The organism is Sphingopyxis sp. NFH-91 (assembly GCF_021401285.1).
GTDB lineage: Bacteria > Pseudomonadota > Alphaproteobacteria > Sphingomonadales > Sphingomonadaceae > Sphingopyxis > Sphingopyxis terrae_A.
This window is the reverse complement of the sequence record NZ_JACBGA010000001.1, coordinates 716130-741793: the sequence shown is the minus strand read 5'-3', so window position 1 is coordinate 741793 and position 25664 is coordinate 716130. Positions and strand designations below refer to the sequence as shown.

At 64.8% G+C, this 25664-nt stretch carries 24 protein-coding genes; 7 read left to right on the top strand and 17 right to left on the bottom strand.

The features are described 5' to 3' along the window. The first annotated feature begins 40 nt into the window (after positions 1 to 40). From L0963_RS03690 to L0963_RS03680, 3 genes are all read left to right on the top strand, one after another. Complete coding sequence (locus L0963_RS03690) at positions 41 to 511, top strand: hypothetical protein (RefSeq protein ID WP_062902960.1); 471 nt, start codon at positions 41 to 43, stop codon at positions 509 to 511. 184 nt (positions 512 to 695) lie between these two features. Continuing rightward, positions 696 to 941 (top strand): hypothetical protein, encoded by a 246-nt coding sequence (locus L0963_RS03685; RefSeq protein WP_186402661.1) that lies wholly within the window; start codon positions 696 to 698, stop codon positions 939 to 941. A gap of 58 nt (positions 942 to 999) precedes the next feature. Beyond that, entirely contained in the window at positions 1000 to 1761 is a 762-nt protein-coding gene (locus L0963_RS03680; RefSeq protein WP_234178569.1) for an alpha/beta fold hydrolase, read from the top strand. Here L0963_RS03680 and L0963_RS03675 read toward each other — a convergent pair. Both L0963_RS03675 and L0963_RS03670 read right to left on the bottom strand, forming a co-directional pair. Beyond that, positions 1706 to 2749, bottom strand: coding sequence for an alpha/beta fold hydrolase (locus tag L0963_RS03675; RefSeq protein ID WP_217372609.1), 1044 nt, complete (start codon positions 2747 to 2749; stop codon positions 1706 to 1708). The two genes, L0963_RS03680 and L0963_RS03675, sit on opposite strands and share 56 nt — an antisense overlap. Positions 2750 to 2798: 49 nt before the next feature. Next, on the bottom strand, positions 2799 to 4187 hold the full coding sequence (locus tag L0963_RS03670; protein ID WP_062768744.1) for a DEAD/DEAH box helicase: 1389 nt from the start codon (positions 4185 to 4187) through the stop codon (positions 2799 to 2801). A 333-nt stretch (positions 4188 to 4520) separates the two neighbouring features. Between L0963_RS03670 and L0963_RS03665 the strand changes: the two genes are divergently transcribed. Further along, positions 4521 to 5993 (top strand): glycerol kinase, encoded by a 1473-nt coding sequence (locus tag L0963_RS03665; RefSeq protein WP_062900580.1) that lies wholly within the window; start codon positions 4521 to 4523, stop codon positions 5991 to 5993. A 33-nt stretch (positions 5994 to 6026) separates the two neighbouring features. On the opposite strand, the gene rpmE is transcribed toward L0963_RS03665, so the two are convergent. The 12 genes from rpmE to rpsB form a co-directional block, all read right to left on the bottom strand. Next, positions 6027 to 6254, bottom strand: a complete 228-nt coding sequence (rpmE, locus tag L0963_RS03660; RefSeq protein WP_003040127.1) for a 50S ribosomal protein L31 — start codon at positions 6252 to 6254, stop codon at positions 6027 to 6029. Between the two features lie 139 nt (positions 6255 to 6393). Continuing rightward, the gene (gene fabZ / locus L0963_RS03655) at positions 6394 to 6867 is read right to left on the bottom strand and encodes a 3-hydroxyacyl-ACP dehydratase FabZ (protein WP_062900581.1); all 474 of its coding nucleotides are present in this window, start codon (positions 6865 to 6867) and stop codon (positions 6394 to 6396) included. Positions 6868 to 6873: 6 nt separating this feature from the next. Further along, positions 6874 to 7557 (bottom strand): OmpH family outer membrane protein, encoded by a 684-nt coding sequence (locus tag L0963_RS03650; RefSeq protein ID WP_062900582.1) that lies wholly within the window; start codon positions 7555 to 7557, stop codon positions 6874 to 6876. Continuing rightward, positions 7557 to 10250, bottom strand: coding sequence for an outer membrane protein assembly factor BamA (gene bamA / locus L0963_RS03645; protein WP_062900583.1), 2694 nt, complete (start codon positions 10248 to 10250; stop codon positions 7557 to 7559). The genes L0963_RS03650 and bamA overlap by 1 nt, the downstream gene beginning before the upstream one ends. A gap of 73 nt (positions 10251 to 10323) precedes the next feature. Continuing rightward, positions 10324 to 11457: an RIP metalloprotease RseP gene (gene rseP, locus L0963_RS03640; RefSeq protein WP_062900584.1), complete on the bottom strand. Its 1134-nt coding sequence runs from the start codon at positions 11455 to 11457 to the stop codon at positions 10324 to 10326. Next, positions 11450 to 12610: a 1-deoxy-D-xylulose-5-phosphate reductoisomerase gene (locus tag L0963_RS03635; RefSeq protein ID WP_186402655.1), complete on the bottom strand. Its 1161-nt coding sequence runs from the start codon at positions 12608 to 12610 to the stop codon at positions 11450 to 11452. Before L0963_RS03635 ends, rseP begins: the two co-directional genes overlap by 8 nt. Before the next feature lies 1 nt (position 12611). Then, entirely contained in the window at positions 12612 to 13289 is a 678-nt protein-coding gene (locus tag L0963_RS03630; protein ID WP_003040145.1) for a phosphatidate cytidylyltransferase, read from the bottom strand. Between the two features lie 3 nt (positions 13290 to 13292). Further along, positions 13293 to 13979: a polyprenyl diphosphate synthase gene (uppS, locus tag L0963_RS03625; RefSeq protein ID WP_082819790.1), complete on the bottom strand. Its 687-nt coding sequence runs from the start codon at positions 13977 to 13979 to the stop codon at positions 13293 to 13295. Positions 13980 to 14101: 122 nt separating this feature from the next. Next, the gene (frr, locus tag L0963_RS03620) at positions 14102 to 14656 is read right to left on the bottom strand and encodes a ribosome recycling factor (RefSeq protein WP_003040152.1); all 555 of its coding nucleotides are present in this window, start codon (positions 14654 to 14656) and stop codon (positions 14102 to 14104) included. 23 nt (positions 14657 to 14679) lie between these two features. Next, positions 14680 to 15402 carry a UMP kinase gene (gene pyrH, locus L0963_RS03615; RefSeq protein WP_062768759.1) on the bottom strand — a complete coding sequence of 241 codons (723 nt, stop codon included), beginning with the start codon at positions 15400 to 15402 and terminating at the stop codon, positions 14680 to 14682. A gap of 115 nt (positions 15403 to 15517) precedes the next feature. Beyond that, a complete protein-coding gene (tsf, locus tag L0963_RS03610; protein WP_062900587.1) occupies positions 15518 to 16444 on the bottom strand; it encodes a translation elongation factor Ts in 927 nt (308 codons plus the stop codon). Between the two features lie 130 nt (positions 16445 to 16574). Next, positions 16575 to 17384, bottom strand: coding sequence for a 30S ribosomal protein S2 (gene rpsB, locus L0963_RS03605; protein ID WP_003040161.1), 810 nt, complete (start codon positions 17382 to 17384; stop codon positions 16575 to 16577). Between the two features lie 322 nt (positions 17385 to 17706). On the opposite strand from rpsB, the gene L0963_RS03600 reads away from it, so the two are divergent. Continuing rightward, positions 17707 to 17955, top strand: coding sequence for a hypothetical protein (locus tag L0963_RS03600; RefSeq protein WP_058812614.1), 249 nt, complete (start codon positions 17707 to 17709; stop codon positions 17953 to 17955). On the opposite strand, the gene L0963_RS03595 is transcribed toward L0963_RS03600, so the two are convergent. Then, positions 17939 to 18712 (bottom strand): CDP-alcohol phosphatidyltransferase family protein, encoded by a 774-nt coding sequence (locus tag L0963_RS03595; protein WP_217372610.1) that lies wholly within the window; start codon positions 18710 to 18712, stop codon positions 17939 to 17941. The genes L0963_RS03600 and L0963_RS03595 overlap by 17 nt on opposite strands. After that, entirely contained in the window at positions 18712 to 19446 is a 735-nt protein-coding gene (locus L0963_RS03590) for a phosphatidylserine decarboxylase (protein ID WP_003040171.1), read from the bottom strand. The genes L0963_RS03595 and L0963_RS03590 overlap by 1 nt, the downstream gene beginning before the upstream one ends. Before the next feature lie 146 nt (positions 19447 to 19592). On the opposite strand from L0963_RS03590, the gene L0963_RS03585 reads away from it, so the two are divergent. Together L0963_RS03585 and L0963_RS03580 are read left to right on the top strand one after the other, a co-directional pair. Further along, a complete protein-coding gene (locus L0963_RS03585) occupies positions 19593 to 20807 on the top strand; it encodes an NADP-dependent isocitrate dehydrogenase (RefSeq protein WP_003040174.1) in 1215 nt (404 codons plus the stop codon). 78 nt (positions 20808 to 20885) lie between these two features. Then, positions 20886 to 22661, top strand: coding sequence for a cation:proton antiporter domain-containing protein (locus L0963_RS03580; protein WP_217372611.1), 1776 nt, complete (start codon positions 20886 to 20888; stop codon positions 22659 to 22661). On the opposite strand, the gene L0963_RS03575 is transcribed toward L0963_RS03580, so the two are convergent. Continuing rightward, complete coding sequence (locus L0963_RS03575) at positions 22662 to 25604, bottom strand: M16 family metallopeptidase (RefSeq protein WP_217372612.1); 2943 nt, start codon at positions 25602 to 25604, stop codon at positions 22662 to 22664. Between the last annotated feature and the right edge of the window lie 60 nt (positions 25605 to 25664).

Below are 25664 nucleotides of genomic sequence, written 5' to 3'. Positions count from 1 at the left end.
TATGGGCCGCCTAGACTTGGGGGCGAAGGATCGGATTCGCGTGCGTCATCAATACCCTCTTCCGCTGCATCACAGCTGGCCGCTTTTCGAGCGGGGACATCATTTCGATCTGGGCTGGGTCGACCGGCGATCGATCCGTCCGCCGGGCCGCACGCCAGCGATGGCCGACGACGCGGCCGCAGTCATGGAGCGCCACGGCGTCGGCAGTTGGACCTGCGACCTTGCCGACGATCATCTTGTCTGGTCCGACACAGTCTATGACATCTTCGGTCTGCCGCGCGGCGTCGAAGTCGCGCGCAGCGATGCCGTCGCGCTCTATCGCGAGGAATCGCGCGCCGCGATGGAAAAACTGCGCGCGCACGCGATCACCCATCGTCGCGGCTTCACCCTTGATGTCGCGATCGAAGCGTCGCGGCGCAAACCACGCTGGGTCCGGCTGATCGCCGCACCGGTTTGTGAAGACGACCGCGTGGTTGCGCTGAACGGCTTCAAATATCTGATCGGCGCTTAATTCGAACCCGATTCTCGTTCCGGCATGGCCACTCCCGGTTCCTATCCACGAAACCCGCTTCATAGACGGTCAATTACCGCCGCCCTTCCCTAACATGTCGGATTAACTTACAGTTTACCATAAGCCGGTGGCGGCGAATCCCTGATTTGCGCCACTGGCACATCCCTTGCTTCGGATGGTGGCGATGCTGAAGAAAATCGGACGGCTGTTTATCATCAAGACCAGGTTCGAGGCCTGCCTGATCATCTATGCATTGGCGGCGGGTGCCATGGCGCGCGGAACAGCCTATCTGCATGAATTTCCGGGGTACGGCGGCCAGTTGCTGCTCGTCGCGTGCAGCGGTTCGGTATTTCTTGCTGGCGCCAAAATCTTCGACTGCCTGCGCTACGAGCAGGCCGAAAGGCGGGCGGCCGAGCCACCCGCCGGCTAGGATCAAGAAACTGGCGAGGTGCTTCCGTCCACGGCCAAAACATGCCAAAGCCATGGGCATGAGCAGGATCAGCGGCCGCCCGGTCATCGGCACCGAACATCTTTATGGCCTCGCGCTTCGCACGGCGCGCTGGCGTAAAGGCAGCACCGGGGTGCCGTTGCTGTTCCTCAACGGGATCGGCGCCGACATCGCCGCCGCGGCACCGCTGCTCGCGCAGATACATGGGCGCGAGGTGTGGACGCTCGACATGCCTGGCGTCGGCGGGTCGCCCGACGCAATCCTTCCCTATACCGCGCCGACAATGGCCGCGATCGTGATGGAGATTGCCGAACGCTTCGGCCACCCGCAGCTCGACCTTGCCGGCTTCAGCTGGGGCGGTGCGTTGGCGCAGCAGATCGCGGTGCAATTTCCGGCACGTATCCGGCGCATGGTCCTGATGGCAACGACGCCGAGTGTAGGGGCACCGGGAATCGGGTGGGCCGCGCTGCTCGACGACGACATGCTGGCGAGCGGACTGAAGCTTCCCGCCGCAACGCCGCTTGGCCTCACTTATCAGGCGATGGCAATGGCCGGCTGGACCAGTGCGCCTATGCTGCCGCAGCTCAAGAACATGCCGACGCTGATCCTGATGGGCCGGCGCGACGGCGTCGTGCCGGCCGCGCACGGCCAGGCGATCGCCGATCTGATCGACGGCGCGATACTGGAAGTCGTGCCGGGGTCGCACCTTTTCCCCTTCACCCACGCCGCGAACACGGCGGCGCGGATCAGCGCTTTTCTGGAGCAGCCGGCAGAGGCGACGGCGGAGCAAGCCGCCGCGTAAGGAAATCCGCGATCGTCATCGCGGTGGCGTCGGGCGCTTCCTCCATCGGCAGATGGCCGACATCGTCGAGCAGAAGGACCTCCGATCCCGCAATCCGGTCGCGAAAGGTCAGCGCGGCGCTCGGGTTGATCAGCCGGTCCCGCTTGCCGAAAAGGATGAGCACCGGCACCTTTATCTCGCCGATCCGGTCGGCCATCGCGGGCTCGCGGTCGAGCGTGGCGCGCAGCGCCGTCGCCTCGCGATTGCCCGGAAAGCGGAGCAACTCCCAATAGCGGTCGACCATCGCATCATCGACGATGCCGGTTTTCGCGACCGATTGGCGGAGCGACTTTTCGACCAGCGAGCGCGGCGTGATCTGTCCGGCGAGCCAGCGTCCGACCGGATTTTTGAGAAGCCGGAAGCCGAGATTCGATTGGGGCGCCTTTTCGGCTTTTCGCAGCGGCATGCCCGCCGCATCGAGCAACAGGAGCGCATCGACGCGTCCCGGCTCGGCGAGCGCATAGCGCCACGCCACCCAGCCGCCCATCGAATTGCCGCCCAGGATGAAATGATCGAGGCCGAGCTTGGCCGCCACCACATCGACCGCGGCAATCATCCCCGCAGCGCTGTAATCCTTGTCGGGCGTGCCGCCGGTCAGGCCATGCCCCGGCAGATCGAGCGTCACGATCCGGTAATCGCCGCCGAGCCTTTTGACGAGCGGCTCCCACGTCTGAAGGCTGCTGTTCGACCCGTGGAGCAGCACGATGGTGCGGCCGTCGCGCCTGCCCTGATCGCGATAATGGATTCGCTGCCCTGCCGGCCCCGCCGCGAAGCTCGCGTCGGGGCCGCCATATTTGGCGATCATGGCATCGCGGTCGGTGTCGGGCGTGCGCAGCGCAAGGAAGATCGCTGCGATGACGAGCAACACCGCCAGCGGGATGAGCACCCGCTTGCGGCGGAAGAGCGGCCGCCGCGGCGGCAGCGGTTCATATTCGTCGTCGTCGATCATCGTCCGTCCCCTCGACCCGCGCGCAAACCTAGCGTGCCGGGGGCGGGCGTCAACCGACCCGCTTCACCGATCCCTTGTGCGCCCCGACCCCGCCGCGCGGACGAAAGCGACGCTTGCGCTGCGGCTGTGCGCCGTCGCCGGCCGCTGCCTCGCGGCGCGGGCCGCGATGGCCGCCGTCGCGCGAACCGCCCTCGCCATGCCCCTTGCGGCGCTGCGCATCGTCGCGCTGGCGCTGCGGGTCACGACCCTTGCTGCCGGTGTCGCGCGGCGGCTGTGCCGGCTTGGGCAGATTGCGAACCATCTCGCCGAAATTGTCGGGCAGCTTCGCCGGCTCGGCCTTGGTCCGCGTCACGCGTTCGATATCGCGCAGATAGGGGCGCTCGTCAGGCGCGACAAAGCTGATCGCAACACCCTCCGCCCCGGCGCGCGCGGTGCGGCCGATGCGGTGAACATATTGTTCGGGGACGTTCGGGATCTCGAAATTGATCACATGGCTCACCCCCGACACGTCGATGCCGCGCGCTGCAATGTCGGTCGCGACGAGCAATCGGACCTGACCCGAACGGAACGCCTGCAGCGCGGTCGTGCGCTGCGCCTGGCTCTTGTTACCGTGGATCGCAAAGGCTTCGATGCCCGCGCCCTTCAAATGGCGGACGACGCGGTCGGCGCCGTGCTTCGTGCGCGTAAAGATCAGGGCGCGGTCGATGTCCTCGCTACGCAGCACATGATGGAGCAGCGCCTGCTTTTCCTTCTGCTCGACGAAGGTCACGCGCTGGCGAATCTTTTCGGCAGTCGTCGCCTGCGGCGCGACCGACACGGTGACCGGATCGTTCAGGAACTGATCGGCAAGGCCCGCAATCTCCTTCGGCATCGTCGCCGAGAAGAAGAGATTCTGGCGCCGCGACGGCAGCAGCTTGGCAACGCGGCGCAGCGAATGGATGAAGCCCATGTCCATCATCTGGTCGGCTTCATCGAGAACGAAGATTTCGACATCGTCCATGCGCAGCGCACGCTGATCGATCAGGTCGAGCAGGCGGCCCGGGGTGGCGACGAGAATATCGACGCCCTGCGCGAGGTCACGGATCTGCTTGTTGATCGGCACGCCGCCAAACACGGTCGAAACGCGCAGCTTGGTGAAACGACCATAGTCGCGGCAGCTTTGCGCAATCTGCGCCGCGAGCTCGCGCGTCGGCGCCAGCACCAGCATGCGGCAGCCGCGCGGATTGGCGCGATGCGGATAGGTCAGCAGATGGTGGATCGACGGCAGCGAGAAACCGGCCGTCTTGCCGGTACCCGTCTGCGCGATGCCGCATAGATCGCGGCCCTTCATCAGCGGCGGGATCGCCTGCGTCTGGATCGGGGTCGGGGTTGTATAATCCTTGGCGGCAAGCGCGCGATTGATGTCGGCGTGCAGGCCAAAGTCGTTGAAACTCGTCATAACATACTCTCAATGGGCGACGCGCACAGCGCCCGTTCGCATCGAACGGACGGCGCACGGCCGCGGGTTCGAAACGACCCGCGTGAAAGGGTGCCTCAAGGGACAAAGCGCGGTGCCGGCTCGTCCCGCGCTGGCGGCCTTTACGGCGCCTCGGGCGGGAAAATCACGCTGCCGGTGGTTGCGGCGGTGAAGTCCGCCATGCTGCGCTGCACAAGCATATGGCGAATATTACGCGAAATTGCAAGATGATTACTCGGGCCGGGATTGCCCCCCTCGCCGGTTCGTGCTGATCTTGATCCTGCAAGACCGAATAAAGGGGAGAGCCGGAGCGCCATGCCGGAAAAGATTATCGTTATCGACGAAGGCACGACATCGACCCGCGCCATGCTTTTCGACGCGAGCGGCACGCCGCTCGGCAGCGCGCAGCGCGAGTTTCGCCAGCATTATCCGGGCCCCGGCCTCGTCGAACATGATGCCGAGGAAATATGGCAGGCGACCCTCGCGTGCACGCGCACGATGATCGACAAGGCGGGCGGCGCGGCCAATATTGCCGCGATCGGCATCACCAACCAACGCGAAACGATCGTGTTCTGGGACCGGACGACCGGCCGGCCGCTCGCCCCCACAATCGTGTGGCAGGATCGGCGGACCGCCGCGGATTGCGCGAAGCTCAAGGAGGCCGGTCACGAACCGGCGGTACAGGCCAAGAGCGGTTTGCTGCTCGATCCCTATTTTTCCGGCAGCAAGATCGGCTGGGCGCTGCGCAACTGGCCGCAGTTGGCCGAGGCGGGCGATCGGCTTGCCGTCGGGACGATCGAATCCTATCTCGTCTATCGCCTGACCGGCGGCGCGCATGTGACCGACGCGACCAATGCCTCACGCACGCTGTTGATGGCGATCGACGGCGATGAGGGCTGGGACGGCGGCCTGTGCGACCTGTTCGGCGTTCCCATGCGACTGCTGCCCGAAATCGTCGATTGCACTGCCACGGTCGGCACCACCGACCCGGAGCTGTTCGGCGGCGCGATCCCGATTGCGGGGATGGCGGGCGACCAACAGGCGGCAACGATCGGCCAGGCCTGTCTGGCTTCGGGCCAGACCAAGGCAACCTTCGGCACCGGCGCCTTCATCCTGTCGGCGAGCGGCACGGAACGGCCGCATTCGGCCAACCGGCTGCTCGCGACAATATTGGTTCAGGAAAACGGGCGCCGCAGCTATGCGCTCGAAGGATCGGTATTCGTGGCGGGAAGCCTGATAAAGTGGCTCCGTGACGGCCTCGGCCTGCTTGCGAACGCAGGCGAGAGCGAGGCGCTGGCCCGCTCGGTTCCGGATAATGGCGGTGTCTATCTGGTCCCCGCGCTTGCAGGACTGGGTGCACCGCACTGGCGACCCGATGCGCTCGCTGCAATATCGGGGCTGAGTTTCGCGAGTGGCAAGGCGCATGTCGCCCGCGCCGCGCTGGAAGCACAAGCCTATCAGGCGCATGATCTGAAAGCCGCCTTCGCGGCCGATGGCGTCGATTGGGCCGATCTGCGGATCGACGGCGGCATGGCGGCGAACGACTGGATGGCGCAGGATCTGGCCGACATGCTCGCCTTGATCGTCGAGCGGCCCGAATTTGTCGAAAGCACCGCCCTCGGCGCCGCGATGCTGGCGGCCTGCGGCGCAGGACTCTACCCCGACCTCGCCACCGCAGCGGGGACGATGCGCGGGCGTGCGACACGCTTCATCCCGGCGTTGAACGACGCGCAACGCAAAACGCGCCTTGCCGGCTGGCAAAGCGCGCTCGCGAAAATTTTGACGTGATCGTCGCTCCCGCGAAGGCGGGGGCAACGTCGATCAACGCTTGAGGGTAAGACCGCCGAAGCGCTTGTTGAACTTGGCGACCTGACCGCCCTGATCGAGCAGGCGCTGGTTGCCGCCGGTCCACGCCGGGTGCGCAGTCGGGTCGATTTCGAGCGTCATCACGTCACCTTCGCTGCCCCAGGTCGAGCGCGTCTGATATTCGGTGCCGTCGGTCATCTTGACCGTGATCATGTGATAAGCGGGATGGATGTCTTTTTTCATGTCTTAAGCTCCTGTGCCGCTGGTTTCCGACCAGCGGCGTGAGTCGGTACGATCCCCGCAGGGGGCCGCGAAGCGGCTGCCCCTAACGACGAACGGAAGGAATTGCAACCCGCCGTATTGCCGGGCGGGCGCGTATCATTCAATCGCTGGGCGGGTCGGCGATCATCGCGGTGAACTGGCATTCGGTTGCCAGTTGATCGCCCAGCATCGCCCGGCCTTGGAACTTGCAGATGTTCCGCTTGGCCTGCAGGATCGTGACGTGCAGGTCGAGCAGATGGCCCGGCTCCACGGGTTTGCGGAACTTAACCCCGTCGATCCCCATGAAATAGACAAGCTTGCCCGACCCCGCGAGACCCAGCGATTCGATCGCGAGCACCCCGCCCGCCTGCGCCAGTGCCTCGATAATGAGGACACCGGGCATGATCGGCCGGCCGGGAAAATGACCCTGGAAAAAGGGCTCGTTGATCGTGACCGCCTTCACCGCATGGATGCTGGTGTCGCGGACCATCGATTCGACGCGGTCGACGAGCAGCATCGGGTAACGATGCGGAAGCAGACTCAGGATCCGGCGGATATCCGCCGGACCCATCGTCTTGTCGTCACTGTCGGTCATGCGCGCTTAGCGGGTGACCGGCGGCGTGCCGCCCGACGCGGCCGGCTGGGCAGCCGCGGCGGCGCGCGCCTGGTCCATCGCCTGCTGGTTCTTCTGCTGCACGAGCTGGCCGGGCTTGTAACCCGCCGGCGGCGTGATCGACACGTTCGGCAGAATGCGGTTAAGTTCGGTAACGACCGCATCGGTGATGTCGGTGCTCGGGTCACGCGCCAGCACGGCGTCGGGCTGCAGCAGCAGGTCGACCTTCTTGGCGGTCATCGCGGCGCGGATCGCCTCGTTCATGCGAACGCTGATCTGATCCTCGACATAGGCGATCGCGAGGTCGACGGGTTCGCCGATCTTGTTAAGCTCGGCGGAAGCCGCCTGGCGCTTGTCCTGCACGGCCTTGGCAGCGGCCTGGAGCGCAGCCTGATTCTGCGGCGTCTTCTTCGCTTCCTCATTATATTTGGCCACCAGCACGTTCAGTTCGGCCTGCAGCGTCTGACCGCGGGTTTCCTGCTGGTCGATCTGCGCCTTGTAGGTCGTCTGGATCTGCTGCGATGCGACGGTGAAGGCGTTCGAACGCGAGGCCGCGACGCGAACGTCGGCGAGCGCGACCGATTTTGCCTGTGCAACGGCCGGAGCCGACAGAAGCGGCGAAACCGAAAGCGCGGCAATGGCGAGCGCCGAGGCGGCAATAATTTTCTTCATCAGAATTGTGTTCCTACATTGAATGAGAAGCGTTTCGTATCGTCACCCTCTTCTTTGCGAAGGGCGTAAGCGAAGTCGATCCGGAAAGGACCAAACGGAGAGTTCCAGTTGACGCCGGCGCCAATCGCGACGCGCGGTTTCCAGCTGTCGCCCAGATAGCGTTCCTCGAATGGTGCCAGCGGCGTGAAGCCGTTGGTGGCGTCGCAAGTGGTATATTGCCCAGTCGGCGTCACCACACCGGTCGTTGTGTCGGTGACGACGGTCTGACTCGCAAATGTCGTCGCGCCGGTCGAGGCATTACGGCAAAGATATTTGGTGATACCATCGGCCGGGTCTCTGAAATCGGCCAGCGTTGTCAGCGTCGGGCGCTTAACGCCCCAGACCGACCCGAAGTCGAGGAATACCGACGGGCGAAGGCCGAGCTCCTTGGCGCCGCTGCCGAGCGGAATATCGACCTCGAACCGCCCCTTGTAATAGGCGCGTCCGCCCAGGGCGTCGTCGACGCGGGCATTGTCCGACGTGTCGAGGATCGGGTTCATGGGATCGGTCAGATCGACATTGCCGTAGCGCACGACGCGGGGGCCGACGCCGCGGATGTCGAAGCCGCGCAGTTGCGGTTCGCCAAGGAAAAAGCGGTCGGTCAAACGCACCTTGTCGCTGGTCGGCGACGGAGCATCGCCAAGGGGATAGATATAGCCGCCTTCGGCTGAGATGTTCAGGATGAACTTGCTGCCGAGGTTGAAATGCTTGCTCGCCGTCGCGGTCGTCCGGACATACCGAACACTGCCGCCGAGGCCGGCAAAATCCTGTCCGAGCGTGAAGGACTGACCGCGCGTCGGGCGCAGGCGGTTGTCGCGATCGTCATAGGCGATGGTGTATCCTACGAGCGACGTCGTGCGCTTGCCGATCGCGTCGCAAAGATAGCGGCCGGCGACCAGCGGGTCGCAATTGCCCCCGAAATAATAGAGATTCTTGTCGAGCGTCACATCGTCGAGATTGAGGCTGTAGCGGCCGAACACCGACATGAATTCGGTAAGCGGAACACCCATATTGACCTGGAAGCCCGTCGTAATCTGCTGGAAGGTCGTCTGGCGGTTGTTGTTGATGAAGTTGAACGAGTTGAGGTCGCGGCGATAGATGCTGCCGCCAAGCGAGATGTTGCGGTCGAACAAATAAGGCTCGGTGAAACCAAGTTCTACCGACTTCGAATAGCTCGAATAATTGACCGATGCCTGAAGCTGCTGGCCGAGACCGCGGAAGTTGCGCTGGCGGATCGACGCCTGGAGCAGAAAATTCTCGATCGACGAGAAACCAGCGGAAAGCGACAATTCGCCCGTTGGCTTTTCCTCAACATTCGTTTCGAGGATGATGCGATCTGGAGTCGAGCCTTCCTTGCGCTCGATCTCCAGCTTGTCCTGGAAATAGCCAAGGCTGTTCAGGCGGTTCTCGGTGCGCTTGACGCCGAAGCTGTTGAAGGCGTCGCCTTCGTTGAGGCGAAACTCGCGGCGCACCACCTTGTCATGCGTCAGCGTGTTGCCGTTGACGTCGATACGCTCGACATAGGTGCGCGGACTTTCGCCGACGTCGAAAGTGATCGCCATCGTCCGCGTTTCGGGATCGCGGCGGAATTCGGGATTGATGTCGGCGAAGGCATAGCCGAAGAGGCCGGCGGTTTCGCTCAGGCTTTCCACCGTATCTTCCACAAGCTTGGCGTCGTACCAGTCGCCCGTCTTCATCGGCAGCAGGCGCTTCAGCGTCTCCGGCTTGAAGTCGCGCAGCTGGCTCTTCACGTCGATGTCGCCGAATTTGTAGCGCTCGCCTTCTTCCACCACATAGGTGATGATGAAGTCCTGCTTGTTGCTGGTCAGCTCCGCCACCGCCGAAATCACGCGGAAGTCGGCATAGCCGTGCTGGAGATAGAAGAGGCGCAGCTTCTGCTGGTCATAGGCCAGACGATCGGGATCGTAGGTCGTGTTCGACGACAGGAGATTGCCGAGGCTGGCCTGCTTCGTCGCCATTTCGCCGCGCAGTTCGCCGTCGCTGAACTGTTCGTTGCCGATGATGTTGATCTGGCGGACCTTCGACTTCGGCCCTTCGTCGATCTCGAACACCACATCGACGCGGTTCTGGTCGAGCTGGACCATCTTGGGATCGACGGTCGCGGCGAAGCGGCCCTGCCGCTTGTAGAGTTCGATGATGCGCGCGACATCGGCGCGGACCTTCGAGCGGGTGAAAATCTGCCGCGGCGCAAGCTTGATCTCGGGCCGGATCTTGTCTTCCTTCAGCCGCTTGTTGCCTTCGAGGATGACGCGGTTGATGACGGGGTTTTCCGTCACCTGGATCGTCAGCGCGCCATTGTCGTCGCTGATCTGATAATCCTTGAACAATTCGGTCGACGCCAGATCCTTGAGCGCCTGGTCGAGCACCGAACGGTCATAGGGCTGCCCCACGCGCAGGCGCAGATAGGAGAGGATCGTCTGCGCCTCGAGCCGCTGGTTGCCAACGACGGTGATCGTCTTGATCGTCGCCGCGGTCGGCGCCGCCTCGGTCGGCGGAACGGGCAGCGTCGATGTCACGGGCGGCGGGGTGACTTGCGCCAGCGCCGCAACCGGCCACGCCAGCATCGACCCGGTCATAAGCACCGCGGTCAGTCGCGTCCGTGCCGAAAATTTCTGTGAAGCCACACCGTTCATCCCGCAAAAATCCGTATCCCTGCGCCCAGGCCCCGCTCCGGCCCAAGTGCGCGCTCTCCCTGCCTTAGTCTGGCTATCCAATCAAGCGGGCGATCCTGTCCCAAACGCCAATTGAGCCCAAATCGTTGAAAGTCACGACCAGCATCAACGTCACGATCACCGCAAAACCGAATCTGAACGCCCACTCCTGCGCCTGCGGCGGTGCCGGCCGCCGCCGAATTGCTTCATAGCCGTAGAAAAGCAGATGGCCACCATCGAGCATGGGCAATGGCAACAGATTTATGAACCCCAGATTGATGGAAACGAAAGCGACGAAGAAGATCAGGCTGGAAAGCCCCAGCGTCGCCATCTCGCCCGATTGTTTCGCGATCTTGAGCGGGCCGCCCATTTCCTTGACCGACCGCTGCCCGGTGAGGAATTGCCCCAATATATCCCCGGTCAACCGCACGATACCCCAGGTCTGGGACGCGCCAGCCTGAACGGCCGCGAGCGGATTGACAGGTTCCAAGGCAATCTCGCCCGACCGGATGCCGATCACCGCGCGTTCGCCCTTGTTGCCGAAGCGATCGGTTTCGGTGATGACGCGCGGCCGCAGCAGCACATCGATGCGTTCGCCGCCGCGCTGGATCGCAAGCTCGGCGGGTTTGCCAAGGTCGAAGGCCACCGCCATCGGAATGTCGTCGAATTTCTCGATCGCGCCGCCGTTGATCGCCACGATCCGGTCGCCGACCCGCAGATCGGCGGCTTCGGCCGCGCTGCCCGGCTCCACCGCGCCGACGACGGGGGGCGTCGTCGGGACGCCATAGGCCATGTTGAAGGCGGCAAAGATCGCGATGGCGAACAGGAAGTTGGTCACCGGCCCCGCGAGCACGATGAGAGCGCGTTTCCAGACCGGCTGCGCGGGAAAGCTGTGCGAGCGTTCTTCGGCGGGCATGTTTTGCCAGTTGGCGTCGGGCTGGCTCACCGCATCACGGTCGCCCGCGAACTGGACATAGCCGCCGAGCGGCAGCCAGCCGATCTTCCATTCTGTGCCGCGCTTGTCGGTCCAGCCGAGGATCTTGCGCCCGAAACCGATCGAAAAGGTGTCGGCTTTCACGCCGCACCAGCGGCCGACGATGTAATGGCCATATTCGTGCACGAACACGAGCGGGCCGAGCACGACCAGAAACGCAAGAATGGTGAACAGGAAACCGGGCGACTCAAGCATGTTCGAGTTGGTCCACAAAATGCTGCGCGACCGCGCGGGATGTCGCGTCGACGCTGAATATGTCCTGAAGCGCGCCCGGCACGGCGGGCGCATCGGCATCGAGGACGCGCTTTACCGTGTCGATGATTGCCGGAAAGGATATCCGCCCTGCAAGGAAAGCGGCGACCGCCACCTCGTTGGCGGCGTTGAGCTGCGCGGGCCGCGCGCCGCCCTCGGCGATCGCGGCGCGGCAGAGCGCCGTTGCCGGGAAGCGTGCTTCGTCGGGCGCTTCGAAATCGAGCCGCGCGATGGCGGCAAGATCGAGCGGCGCGCACGGCGTCGCCATACGCTGCGGCCAGGCGAGCGCGCTCGCGATCGGAATGCGCATATCGGGCGATCCAAGCTGCGCCAGCGTCGAACAATCGACATATTCGACGAGGCTGTGGATCACCGATTGCGGGTGAACGAGGATTTCGATCCGGTCGAGGCCGACGGGAAAGAGATGATGCGCCTCGATCAGTTCGAGGCCCTTGTTCATCATCGTCGCCGAATCGACGCTGATCTTGGCGCCCATCGACCAATTGGGATGCGCGACCGCCTGCGCCGGGGTGACGCGCGCCATCGCCTCGGCCGACATGGTGCGGAACGGGCCGCCGCTCGCGGTCAGAATGATGCGTCGCACCTGATCAAGGCGCCCGCCCGCCAGGCACTGAAAAATCGCATTATGTTCGGAATCGACCGGCAGGATCGTCGCGCCGGACCGCTGCGCCGCCGCGATCATCAACTCGCCCGCCGACACCAGCGATTCCTTGTTCGCGAGCGCCACGTCGCACCCGGCTTCGATCGCCGCCATCGTAGGCGCGAGCCCGGCGGTACCGACAATCGCGGCGAGTACGAGATCGGCCGGCAACCGCGCAGCGTCGACCAATGCGTCGGCGCCCGCCGCCACGCCGATATGCGTGTCCGCCAGCGCCGTCTTGAGTTCGTCATGACGCGCGGGATCGCCGATCACGGCGACTTCGGGGGTGAACTCGCGCGCCAGACGCGCCAGTTCGGCAACGTCGCTGTTGGCGCTGAGCACGACGATCTGCCACGCGTCGCGGTCGCGGCGTACGAGGTCGAGGGCCGATTGCCCGACCGAACCCGTTGCGCCAAAGACCGAGAGGCGGCGCATGTCAGCCGGCCGCCCGGACCGCGATCTGGCCCGCGACGGCGAGCGCACCGAGAATGAGCGCGACCGGCAGCAGGCCGTCGACGCGGTCGAAAATGCCGCCATGCCCCGGAATCAGCTTGCCCGAATCCTTGACCCCGGCGCGGCGTTTCATCCAGCTTTCGCCAAGGTCGCCGAGCTGCGCGAGGAGGCCCATGAACAGGCCGATCCACAGCGGGACACCGATAATCTGGCCGCGGTCACCGATCGTCGCGCTGGCAATCAGCGCCGCGATCATGCCGCCGACGAGCCCCGACCAGGTTTTCGAAGGGCTGATCGTCGGCGCGAGCCGCGCGCCGCCAAAGGCGCGTCCGGCAAAATAGGCGCCGATGTCGGTCGCCCAGACCATGCCGAACACCCACAGCGCCGCCGTCATTCCCAGATTCTGCCGGATATACCAGAGCCCGCCGATCGCACCGATGACGAGCAGCAATCCGAGCGCCGAGAAGGCCGCCTTGCCGCCGCTGCCGAGCCCCATCGCGCGGACGAGCTGGAACCATTCGACCAGCAGCAGCGCGCCGCCGACGAGCAGCAGCAGGCCGAAGGCGATGCCGCCGAACCACAGCGCGGTGCCGGCGATCGCGAACAGGATGATCGCCGACCCGATGCGCACCCACAGATCCGACTTCGCTGCGCCCGCCATGCCTTATAATCCTCCGAAACGGCGCTCGCGCGCCGCAAAATGATCGAGCGCCGCCTTGAGGTCGGCGGGTTTGAAATCGGGCCATAGCCGATCGGTGAAATAGAGCTCGGCATAAGCCGCCTGCCACAGCAGGAAATTCGACAGCCGCACTTCGCCCGACGTGCGGATCAACAGGTCGAGCGGCGGCATGTCGGCGGTGTCGAGATGCGCCGCGATCGTCTCGGCGCTGATCTCGCCTTCCGCCGCGGCGGCCTTCGCTGCCCGCACCAGTTCGTCCTGCGCGCCATAATTGAGCGCGACCGCCAGCGTGGTGCGCCGGTTATGCGCGGTGCGCGCGATCGCATCCTCGATCAGTGCGACGACATCGGGCGCGAGCGCGCGCCAATCGCCGATGATCTTGAGCCGCACGTCATTGGCGGCAAATTCGTCGATATCGCTGACGATGAAGCGCTTGAGCAGGCCCATCAGATCGCTGACCTCGTCCTCCGGCCGCTTCCAGTTTTCGGACGAAAAGGCGTAGAGGGTCAGCGCTTCGATCCCCAGGTCGCCGGCCGCGCGCACAATCGTACGCACCGCCTCAACCCCCGCGCGATGACCGGCGATGCGCGGCAGGTGGCGCTTCTTGGCCCAGCGGCCGTTGCCATCCATGATGATGGCGACATGGCGGGCATCGTGATGCGTTTCGGACACCGGAAAAGCCTAAGACTCCGTTCGCCCTGAGCTTGTCGACGGGCCGTTCTTTCCTGGGCAAGAAAAGGACGGGGCTTCGACAGGCTCAGCCCAAACGGCCGAGAGGGCAGCGCGGAGGAGCACTAGCCCAGAATTTCCTTTTCCTTCGCCGCCGCCGCCGCATCGATTTCGGCGATCGTCGCGTCGGTCAGCTTCTGCACTTCGGTTTCGGCGCGCTTGCGCTCGTCCTCGCTGATTTCCTTCTTCGCCTCGTCCTGCTTCAGATTGTCCATGCCGTCGCGGCGGACATTGCGGGCGGCGACGCGCGCCTTTTCGGCATATTGCCCGGCAAGCTTCGACAATTCCTTGCGGCGTTCCTGCGTCATTTCGGGGATCGGCAGGCGGAGAAGCTGACCATCGACGATCGGGTTGAGGCCGAGCCCGGCCGAGCGGATCGCCTTGTCCACCGGGCCGACGTTCGACTTGTCCCACACCTGCACCGCCAGCATCCGCGGTTCGGGCGCGCTGACCGAGGCGACCTGGTTGAGCGGCATATGGCTGCCGTAGACCTCGACCGTCACCGGATCGAGCAGCGCCGAATTGGCGCGACCGGTGCGCAGCCCCGCAAGGTCGTGCTTCAGCGATTCGACCGCGCCGTGCATGCGGCGTTCCAGGTCGGCCTTGTCATATTTCGCCATCTGTCTTTCCTCTCTTGATCGTTTCAGGCCGCGCCGCCGACCACGGTGGCGACGCCCTCGCCGGCCAGCACCCGCGCCAGATTTCCGGCTTCGCGAATGTTGAACACGACGATCGGAATATTATTGTCGCGGCACAAGGCCACCGCGCTCGCGTCCATCACCTTCAGATTGTCGGCGAGGACACGGTCATAACTCAGGCTGTCGTAGCGCACCGCGCTCGGATCCTGTTTCGGATCGGCGTTATAGACGCCATCGACGCTGGTGCCTTTCAGCAGCGCATCGCATTTCATTTCCGCCGCGCGCAGCGCCGCGCCGCTGTCGGTCGTGAAATAGGGTGCACCGACGCCCGCGGCAAAGATGACGACGCGGCCCTTTTCGAGGTGGCGTTCGGCGCGGCGGCGGATCACCGGTTCGCACACCTTGTCCATCTCGATCGCCGACTGGACGCGGGTCTGGACGCCGAGCTGCTCGAGCGCATTCTGCATGGCAAGCGCGTTCATCACCGTCGCCAGCATGCCCATATAGTCGGCCTGCGCGCGGTCCATGCCCTTCGCCGCCCCCGCCATGCCGCGAAAGATATTGCCGCCGCCAATGACGAGGCAGATTTCGAGGCCGCGATCCTTCGCTTCCTTGACCTCGGCCGCCATGCTCGCGACCGTTTCGGGATCGATCCCGAAGGGCGTCGGCCCCATCAGCGCCTCGCCCGACAATTTGAGCAGGATGCGTTTCATGCCGGGCAATGCCATGTCGGGGGGAACCTCTTGCAAACTCGTAATATGCGAATGGCGCGCACCCTAGAGAGAGTGCGCGCCATTGCCAAGCGGACTGCGGCGCCCCAGGCGCAGCAATCCGGTTCTGCTTTTAGACGCCCGCGGCGGCGGCAACTTCGGCGGCGAAGTCGCTCTCTTCCTTCTCGATGCCTTCACCGAGCTGGAAGCGGATGAAGCCGGTCAGCGTGATCGTCGCGCCGACGTCCTTGCCCGCAGCGGCGACGACTTCGGCGACCGGCGTCTTGCCGTCCATCACGAAGAGCTGCGACAGCAGCGCATTTTCCTTGCGGAACTTGGCGATCGAACCATCGACCATCTTCGCGACGATCTCGGCCGGTTTGCCCGACTGGGCCGCCTTTTCTTCCGCGATCGCCCGTTCACGCGCGACGAGATCGGCGTCGAGATCGTCGCCGTTCAGCGCCAGCGGGTTGGCGGCGGCGACATGCATCGCAAGCTGCTTGGCCAGCGGTTCGAGAACATCGGCGCCAGCGGTCGATTCGAGCGCGACGAGCACGCCGATCTTGCCCATGCCCGGCGCCGCGGCGTTGTGGACATATCCGGTCACGACGCCCGAGTTCACCGACAGGATCTCGGCGCGGCGCAGCGACTGATTCTCGCCGATCGTGGCGATATTGTTGGTGAGCTGTTCGGCGACCGTGCCGCCCGTCGGGTAGCCGGCAGCGGCGAGCGTTTCGATGTCGGTGATGCCTTCGGCGAGCGCAACCTGCGTCACGTCGCGAACGAACGCCTGGAACTGTTCGTTCTTGGCAACGAAATCGGTTTCGCTGTTGACTTCGACGACGGCGCCCTTGGTGCCGTCCGCGGCAACGCCGACCAGACCTTCGGCAGCGACGCGGCCGGCCTTCTTGGCCGCGGCGGCGAGGCCCTTGGTGCGCAGCCAGTCGATCGACGCTTCGATGTCGCCGTTGTTTTCGGCAAGCGCCTTCTTGCAGTCCATCATGCCTGCGCCGGTGCGGTCGCGCAGTTCCTTGACGAGAGCGGCCGTAATTTCAGCCATCGGATGTTCCTTTCAAAAGGGCGGGCGCAATTGGACCCGCGGGACGCCCGCGCGCATGGCGGGGCGATAAGTCAAAGGGATGACAGGGGCGACCGCCGGTCGGCGCGCCGCCCCGTCATGCCGCACGGGCTCAGGCGTCGGCCTGGCGCTCGGTTTCGGCAGCCGCTTCGGCCGGGACCTGTTCGTCCTCGGTCAGCACGGGCTCGGCAACGGGTTCGACCGCCGCACCCAGATCTTCGCCGCGATCGGCGCGGGCCTGCTGGCCGCCGCGGGTCGCCGCCTGGGCAACCGCTTCGCAGTAAAGACGGATCGCGCGCGCCGCATCGTCGTTCGCCGGAACGGGGAAAGCGATGCCATCGGGCGAGACGTTCGAATCGAGGATCGCGACGACCGGGATGCCAAGGACGTTGGCTTCCTTGATCGCCAGCTCTTCCTTGTTCGCGTCGATCACGAACATCACGTCGGGAATGCCGCCCATGTCGCGGATGCCGCCGAGGCTGAGCTCGAGCTTGTCGCGTTCGCGGGTCTTGTTGAGCACTTCCTTCTTGGTCAGACCCGAGGTGTCGCCCGAAAGCTGTTCTTCGAGCGACTTGAGGCGCTTGATCGAGTTAGAGATCGTCTTCCAGTTGGTGAGCATGCCGCCCAGCCAGCGGTGGTTGACGAAGTGCTGACCCGAAGCGCGGGCCGCATCGGCGATCGGGCCCTGCGCCTGGCGCTTGGTGCCGACGAACAGCACCTTGCCGCCGGCGGCCGAGGTCGACGAGATGAAGTCGAGCGCACGCGCGAAGAGCGGCACGGTCTGCGACAGGTCGAGGATGTGGATGCCGTTGCGCGCGCCGAAGATATACGGCTTCATGCGCGGGTTCCAACGGTGGGTCTGGTGGCCGAAGTGGGCGCCAGCTTCGATAAGATTCTGCATCGTGACGACAGGAGCCGCCATAGTCTTTCTCCTTCCGGTTAGTCCTCTGAAAGGCAAGAACCGAGCGATCCGCTAGGGAATCATCCCGGCACCGGTATGTGCGCCTTCCATGTGGAATGGGCGGGCCGTTAGACGGCTTGCCCTCGAAAAGCAAGGCCCAAGCGTCGATTAGCCCCCCTATTGGCTCGGCGCGCCTTGCACCGCGCCCGACTCAACTCATCGACAAAACATAACGCTTCGCCGCATTAGCATTGAGAACAAATAGAGAACATGGAACGAACAGGTCAGCAAAACCGTAGCTCCGGGCGAAGGTTTCGCACAGGGAAGCCGAAAGGACAAGAAAATGGTTCAGGTCGCCGCCGCTCTTCTCTTCGCAAGTGCCGCCGGACTGGGTGTGCTGGTGATTCTCGCCATGCTGCGCACCAATGGCGATGCGATCTTGTCGGCGCTTGCCGGCGAAGGCGCCTTCCCGCACGGCTCGTCCCCGCAGACCGGCCCGGCCGCGACCGTCGTGCCGCTGCGCCGCCGCGACATGCCGCGCGGCGTTCGCACCCCGGTTCGCGTTCAGCCGCTGATCAGCCGCGCCGCCTGACTTTCGCGTAGCTCGCAAGTCCGAAGGGCAGCAGAGCGACATAGAAGACGCAGATCGCAAGCAAGGTCGGCCACGGCGCGGTGACGAGCGCTGCGCCGAGCAGCCCCACCCCCGCCAGCGCGAACAGCCGCCACGACCGGCGCAGGCGGATCGACGACCAGCTGTATGTCGGGATTGCCGAGATCATCAGCATCGCGACGCCAAGCGCCCACGGCATGACGACATACCATTCGCGGAACAGGTCGTTGCCGGTCGAAAGCCAGAGATAGACGGGAACAAAGGCAAGGCCAGCCCCCGCAGGCGCCGGAATGCCGGTGTTGAAGCCCGCCGACTTGTGCGGCTGGACATCGGCGTCCATCCGCGAATTGAACCGCGCCAGCCGCAGCGCGCAGCCGACCGCGAGCGCCAGCGCCGCAGTCCAGCCGAACTTGGGCGCGTCGTCCAGCGACCACAGAAACAGGATCATCGCCGGCGCGACGCCGAAGGCAATGACATCAGAGAGGGAATCGAGTTCGGCGCCGAATTTGCTCTGCGCGCGCAGCAGGCGCGCGATGCGCCCGTCCATCCCGTCGAGCACCCCGGCGAAGATCACCGCCGCCAGCGCCTTTTCCCATTCCTCGCCGATCGCGAAACGCACGCCCGTCAGGCCGAAGCACAGGGCGAGCGCGGTAATCGCGTTGGGCGCAAAGGCACGCAGCGGGATGCCGCCGATGCGGCGCGGGTCGACACCCGTCCGGGGATCGCGATCGCCCGCCATTATTGCCCGATGCCGTCGATCGTGTCGCCCTTGCCGAGCCGGGCAACAATCGTTTCGCCGGCCAGCGTGCGCTGCCCCAGCAGCACCTGCGGCGCCGTACCCTGCGGCAGATAGACATCGACGCGGCTGCCGAAGCGGATCAGGCCGACGCGTTGGCCTGTCGCAAGCTCGGTTCCCATGCTCACGAAGGGCATGATGCGCCGCGCCACCAGCCCCGCAATCTGGGTGAAGCCGATGCGCACCCCGTCAGCGCGTTCGACGACGAAATGCTGGCGCTCGTTTTCCTCGCTCGCCTTGTCGAGATCGGCGTTCACGAACTTGCCGGGGATATAAACGAGCTTGCGCAGCGTCCCGGCAACCGGGGTACGATTGATATGGACGTCGAACACGCTCATGAAGATCGATACGCGCAGCATCGGCGCATCGCCCAGCCCGTCGGCCCCAGCGATTTCGGGCGGGGGCGGGACTTCGGCAATCTGGGTGACGAGCCCGTCGGCAGGCGCGATGACCAAGTCGGCACTGGTCGGCGTCACGCGCACCGGGTCACGGAAAAAGGCGCCGACCCACGCGGTGATTCCGGCCATCAGCCAGCCGGCGATTTCCCAGCCGAGCAGCCAGAAACAGACGGTGACGATCGCCGCGATCAACAGGAATTTGCGGCCCTCGGGGTGAATCGACGGCCAGCGCCACTTGATGCCGCCGCCGGGGCGGTTGGAAGAGATGGTGGTGGACATGCCGATTGTTCTAGGGCGCGCATCGAGCACTGACAATCGCTTATCCCGCCCCGCCCGCTCGCGGGACGGCACCACGGCGGTTGAACATTGCCCCGGCTTTGCCTAAGGCCCCCTGCAATTCGACTCCCCAAGGAAAAGGCAGCAGCATGGGCAAGATCAAGGTAGTCAACCCGGTCGTCGAACTCGACGGCGACGAAATGACGCGGATCATCTGGCAGTGGATTCGCGAACGGCTGATCCTGCCCTATCTCGACGTCGACCTGCATTATTACGACCTCGGCATCGAGGAGCGCGACCGCACCGACGACAAGATCACCGTCGAAGCCGCCAATGCGATCAAGAAATATGGCGTCGGCGTGAAGTGCGCGACGATCACCCCCGACGAAGCGCGCGTCGAGGAATTCGGCCTCAAGAAGATGTGGAAGTCGCCCAACGGCACGATCCGCAACATCCTGGGTGGCGTCGTGTTCCGCGAACCGATCGTCATCAAGAATGTCCCGCGGCTTGTCCCCGGCTGGACCGACCCGATCGTCGTCGGCCGTCACGCCTTCGGCGACCAGTATCGCGCCACCGATTATCGCGTCCCCGGTCCCGGCAAGCTGCGCCTGGTGTTCGAAGGCGAGGACGGCACGATCATCGACGAGGAAGTGTTCCAGTTCCCCTCGTCGGGCGTCGCAATGGCGATGTACAATCTCGACGATTCGATCCGCGATTTCGCGCGCGCCAGCATGAACTATGGCCTCGCGCGCGGCTGGCCCGTCTATCTGTCGACCAAGAACACGATCCTGAAGGCCTATGACGGCCGCTTCAAGGATCTGTTCGAGGAAGTCTATCAGAACGAATTCAAGGCCAAATTCGAAGCAGCCGGCATCATTTACGAGCATCGCTTGATCGACGACATGGTCGCCTCGGCCCTCAAATGGTCGGGCAAGTTCGTCTGGGCCTGCAAGAATTACGACGGTGACGTCCAGTCGGACACGGTGGCACAGGGCTTCGGCTCGCTGGGCCTGATGACCAGCGTACTGATGACGCCCGACGGCCAGACCGTGGAATCCGAAGCCGCGCACGGCACCGTCACCCGCCACTACCGCATGCACCAGCAGGGCAAGGCGACCTCGACGAACCCGATCGCGTCGATCTTTGCCTGGACCGGCGGGCTCAAGCATCGCGGCAAGCTCGACGGCACGCCCGAGGTTACGAAGTTTGCCGAAGACCTCGAGCGCGTGTGTATCGAAACCGTCGAAAGCGGCAAGATGACCAAGGATCTCGCCCTGCTGATCGGTCCCGATCAGAACTGGCTGACCACCGAGGGCTTCTTCGAAGCGATCGTCGAAAATCTCGAAAAGAAGATGGGCGCCTGAGCCATCGGGCTTAAACAACCGAAAAGGTTGGGATAGGCATCTAGCCAATCGGGGCCGGCCTGCATAAGGTCGGCCCTTATGGTGAGTGAACAGGACACATCGGCTATCGGCAACGCGCTGGTGGTGCTGGGGGCGGCGGGAATCGTCATCCCGGCCTTTGCGCGCTTTCGCATCTCGCCGGTGATCGGGTTCATTCTCGTCGGGCTGCTCGTCGGGCCATCGGGGCTCGGGGCGCTCGCCGCCGATTATCCGTGGCTGCGGCACATCACCATCGCGTCGAGCGAAGACATCGCGCTGTTCGGCGAATTCGGCATCATCCTGCTGCTCTTTTCGATCGGGCTCGAACTGTCGTTCCGACGCCTGTGGCAGCTGCGCAAGCTGGTCTTCGGCATCGGGGCTGCCGAACTGTTGCTGGGCGGCGCGATACTGGGCACGGCGCTGTTCCTGCTGGGCGATCATTCGACCGCCGCGGCCTATGGCCTCGGCATCGCCCTCGCCCTCTCATCGACGGCGCTGGTGCTGCCGATCGCGGGCACCAAATCGGCCGTCGGCCGCGCTTCCTTTGCGATGTTGCTGTTCGAGGATCTGGCGATCGTCCCGATCATCTTCGTTCTCGGCGCGCTGTCCCCCATCGCGGCGAGCGACAATACCGAGCTTATGCTGACGACGCTGTGGCAGGGCGCGCTGGTCGTGGCGATCCTCGCGGTCGCGGGCTGGTACCTGCTGCCGCGCATCTTCGCGCAGGCCGCGCGCGCCAAGGATCCCGAGCTGTTTCTGGCGGCGAGCCTGCTGGTCGTGATCGTCGCGGCGCTGGCGACCGCCGCGGTCGGCCTGTCGCCGATCGTCGGCGCGCTGCTGGCCGGCCTGATGATCGCCGAGACCGAATATCATGGCGAAGTCGAAGCGATTACGGCGCCGTTCAAAGGCCTCGCGCTCGGCGTGTTCCTGATCAGCGTCGGCATGGGGCTCAACCTCAAGACGATCGCGGCGCAATGGCCCGAGCTGATCGCCGCCGTAGTCGGCGTGGTCCTGATCAAATCGATCGTGACCGCGGCGCTGCTGCGCTTTTCGGGCGCCGCGCGGCGCGGCACGGCGGCCGAGGTCGGATTGCTGATGGCCAGCCCGTCGGAAACGACGCTGATCGTCCTTGCAACGGCGCTTCAGGCGCAGCTCATCAGCCGCACCACCGCCGAATTCTGGCAGCTCGTCACCGCAATCGGCCTGACGATCACGCCGCTCCTCGCCCGCGTGGGCCACGATGTCGCGCGCCGGATAGAGATGCGCAGCGGCGACGCGCAGGAAGAAGAAACGCCCGAAGGCCGCACCGTCGTCGTCGGCTTCGGCCGCGTCGGGCGCACCGTTGCCGAATTGCTGCGCGAACATCAGCGACACTATGTCGCGGTCGACGCCGATATCGACACCGTCGCGGCGGCGCGGCGCGACGGCTTTTCGGTCCGCTTCGCCGATGTGGCGCGCCCGGGCAGCCTCGACCGGATGGGGATCGAAAATGCCGACGCGATCGTGCTGACGATGGACGATCCGGTGCAGCAATTGCGCATGACGCGCCAGCTTCGCCAGAAATATCCCGAACTGCCGATCATCAGCCGCGCGCGCGACGCCGATCATGCGGCGGCGCTCTATCGTGCCGGCGCCACCGACGCGGTACCCGAAACGCTCGAAAGCTCGCTGCAACTCGCCGAAGCCGTGCTGGTCGATCTGGGCGTTGCGATGGGCCCCGTCATCGCCTCGATCCACGATGTCCGGGCGCGCATGCGCCACGACATCATGACCAAGGGCGAGCTCGCCGACGAACCGCGCATCCGGAAGCTGCGCCGCCCCGAAGGCAGCGTCTGACTATTTCCCGCCGCCGATGGCTCCGGCGTCGAGCGCCGCCGCCTGCGCCAGCGTCATTCCCTTCGGCAACACCGCCAGCGACCATTTCCGTCCCGGCACCAGATATTGCCGCGCCAGACGCTGAATATCGGCGGCGCTGATATTGGTCACATCGTCCTCGATCGCCATCGCCGCCTTGATATAGCGCGGATCGCGCGTCGCGCCCTCGAGCAGATACATCCAGTAGAGATTGCCGGTCGTCGCGCGCGCGACCTGTTCGCGGATCGGCCCGGCATTGCGCGCGAGTTCGTCCGCGCTGACGGGCCGCGCGACGAGATCGGCGGCAATGTCGTCGGCGATGCTGTAGAGGCGGTTCACATCCTTTGGTGCCAGCAGGCTGCCGACGAGCAGATAGCCGCCGCTCTTTTCGAAACCCGTCGGCCAATGGCTGTCGACAACCGGGCCATAGCTTGCGCCCTGTTCGGCGCGCAGCCGGTCGAACAGGCGGTCGTTGAAGATCGCAGCGAGCACATCCATCGCCCGCGCATCGCGCATATTGTCGATCCCGCCGCTCGTCGGCCAGGCGATCATCGCCGCCGCCTGCCCCTTGTCGCCGGTGTGATAGGCGACGAACGGCTTTGCACTATGCTGCGCGAAGGCAACGCTCTGTCCGCCCGGCGGTGCGAGCGGCTGGCGCAGCGCAAGCGCTCCGAAGCTTTCGGCAAGCAACCGCTTGTAATCGACCGATTCGAGATCGCCGAAAATCTGGACCTCGATCGGGCCGCTTTTCAGGCGCGGTTCCCAGAAAGCGCGAAAGGCGGCGGGAGTCAGCCCTTCGATCGCGGCGCGCGACGGCGGCGCCCAGCGCGTGTCGCCGCCTGCCAACCACCCGCGCAGATTGCGGTCGAGCACCGCGTTGGGCGTCGCGTCATTGAGGTCGAAACCGGTCAGCAGGCCAACGCGCAGCCGCTCGATCGGCGAGGCATCCCAGCGCGGCGCGGCGAGCTTCGTCGCCATGAGGCGCAGCTGATCGCGCAGATCGGCGGGGTTGCTCTCTGAGGTCATTTCAAAGGCGTCGTCGTCGATATCGAAGCCCATCTGGATCTGGCGACCGTTGGTCGCCTGATCGAGCTCATTCTGGCCCCACGGACCGACACCGCTTGCCATCAGCGCATAATCGCCGGTCCAAAGCAGATTGGGCGCGTTCCCCGCGACGCTGCGATTGCCGCTGCCGAAGCGGACGTTGACGCGCACTTTGCCGGGTTCGACCTTGTTGTCGGCAACCAGCGCGGTCACGCCATTGGCGAATTCGAGACGCTGGACACGCAGGCCCGGGAGCGGCGTTTCGGATGCGATCGTGCCGGGCTGCCCCAGCGCGGGAAGCTGGCTGAAATCGACCTTCGCCGCCGCAACCCGATCGTCTCGCGCGGTGACGGGTGCCGCGAGCGCGGCGAGCAACGCCTTGTCGCCGCCTTCGATCGGCGTCGGCGTCGTCAGCACAAGCCGCGTGACGGGCGCCGCGAAAATCGCCCGGCTGACGTCGAGCATGACCTGCGGGGTCGCCGATGCGCGGATCGCGGCAAACATATCGACCTGCCCCTTGGGGCTTGTTACCGTCTCGCCGATATCCACCGCGCGCACCATGTCGTCGGCGAGGCGCGACCCTGGCTCGTTGGGCGCATTTTCCAGTTCCTTGCGCAGAAAGGCCTCGATCTCGTTCGCTTCGCGATCGATATCGGCCTGCGATGGCGGGGTCTGGACGGCGTCGGCGATCACCCCGCGCACGTCGGCAAGCGCGGCCTTCCAGTCGCCGAGCGGCACGATTTCGGCCGAGGTGACATCGGCGCTGCGGCTGACATAATCCTGGCTGACGGTGGCAACCAGATAGCTGCCGCCGCTGCGCGCGCGATTTTCCAATCGGCGATTGACGAGCGCCTGCGCGAGATACTCGAGATAGAGGCGCCGCGTGTTTTCGACGGTGTCGATGCGCTTTTTCCACGGCCGGATCATCGCTAGCGTCAGCGCGAGCGGCTGGTTTGCCTCGACGATTACCTTCGCGACCGGTTGCGACGGATCGGGCTTGCCAAAATCCGGCTGCGCCGGGTTCGGTCCGGACTCCTTCCAGTCGCCGAAATATTTGCCGATCAGCGCGGCGAACTGTGCGGGGTCGCCATCGCCGACCATCACGACGACGGCGCGGTCGGGACGATACCAGCGATCGTGAAACGCCTGAACGCTTTTCGCGCTGGCGGCACCGAGCGCCGCGGTCGTCCCGATCGGCGACCGTTCGCCGAGCAATTGCCCGGCGAACAGATGCCCGCTCGTCGCGTCCGCGATACGCTTTTGCGGCCCGTCCTGTTCGCGCAGTTCGGACAGCACGACGCCGCGCTCGGCCGTCACCGCAGCATCTGTGATCCGCGGTTCGCGCACCATGCCCGAGAGCAACTTCATGCTTTCATCGAGCGTCGTCGGTGTGACGCTGGGCAGATCGAGCTGATAGACGGTCTGCGTCGGCGTCGTTTGCGCATTTGAATCGCTCCCGAAGGTGACACCGAAACGCTGCCAGATGCGCTTCGTCTCTCCGTCGGGAATATGCAACGAGCCGCGAAATGTCAGATGTTCGAGCAGATGCGCAAAGCCGCGTTCGCTGTTCGATTCGAACATCGACCCGACATCCATCCGCACCCGGATCGACACCTGACCCGGTGGCACGCCATTGTTGCGAACCGCGTAGCGCAAGCCATTGGGGAGAACACCGAAGCGCCAGCCGTCGTCGCGCGGAATATCGCTGCCTTCATAAAGCCAGTCGCTTGCTTGCCCCGCGAGCGTCGATGCGGCCGCCTGTGCCGGAGTCGTTTGCGCCGTAGCGAGCGGCGCGATCAGCAGCGCCAGCGCGCTGGCGCAGGCCGGAAGCAGGAAAAGGGAAAGCGATCGACGCGCGGTCGACGGGGGAGAGACGGACATCGCGGCTATTTATCGCTTTCGAACCTTGCTGGCCACTGAACTGTCACAGCTTGTCCTTCG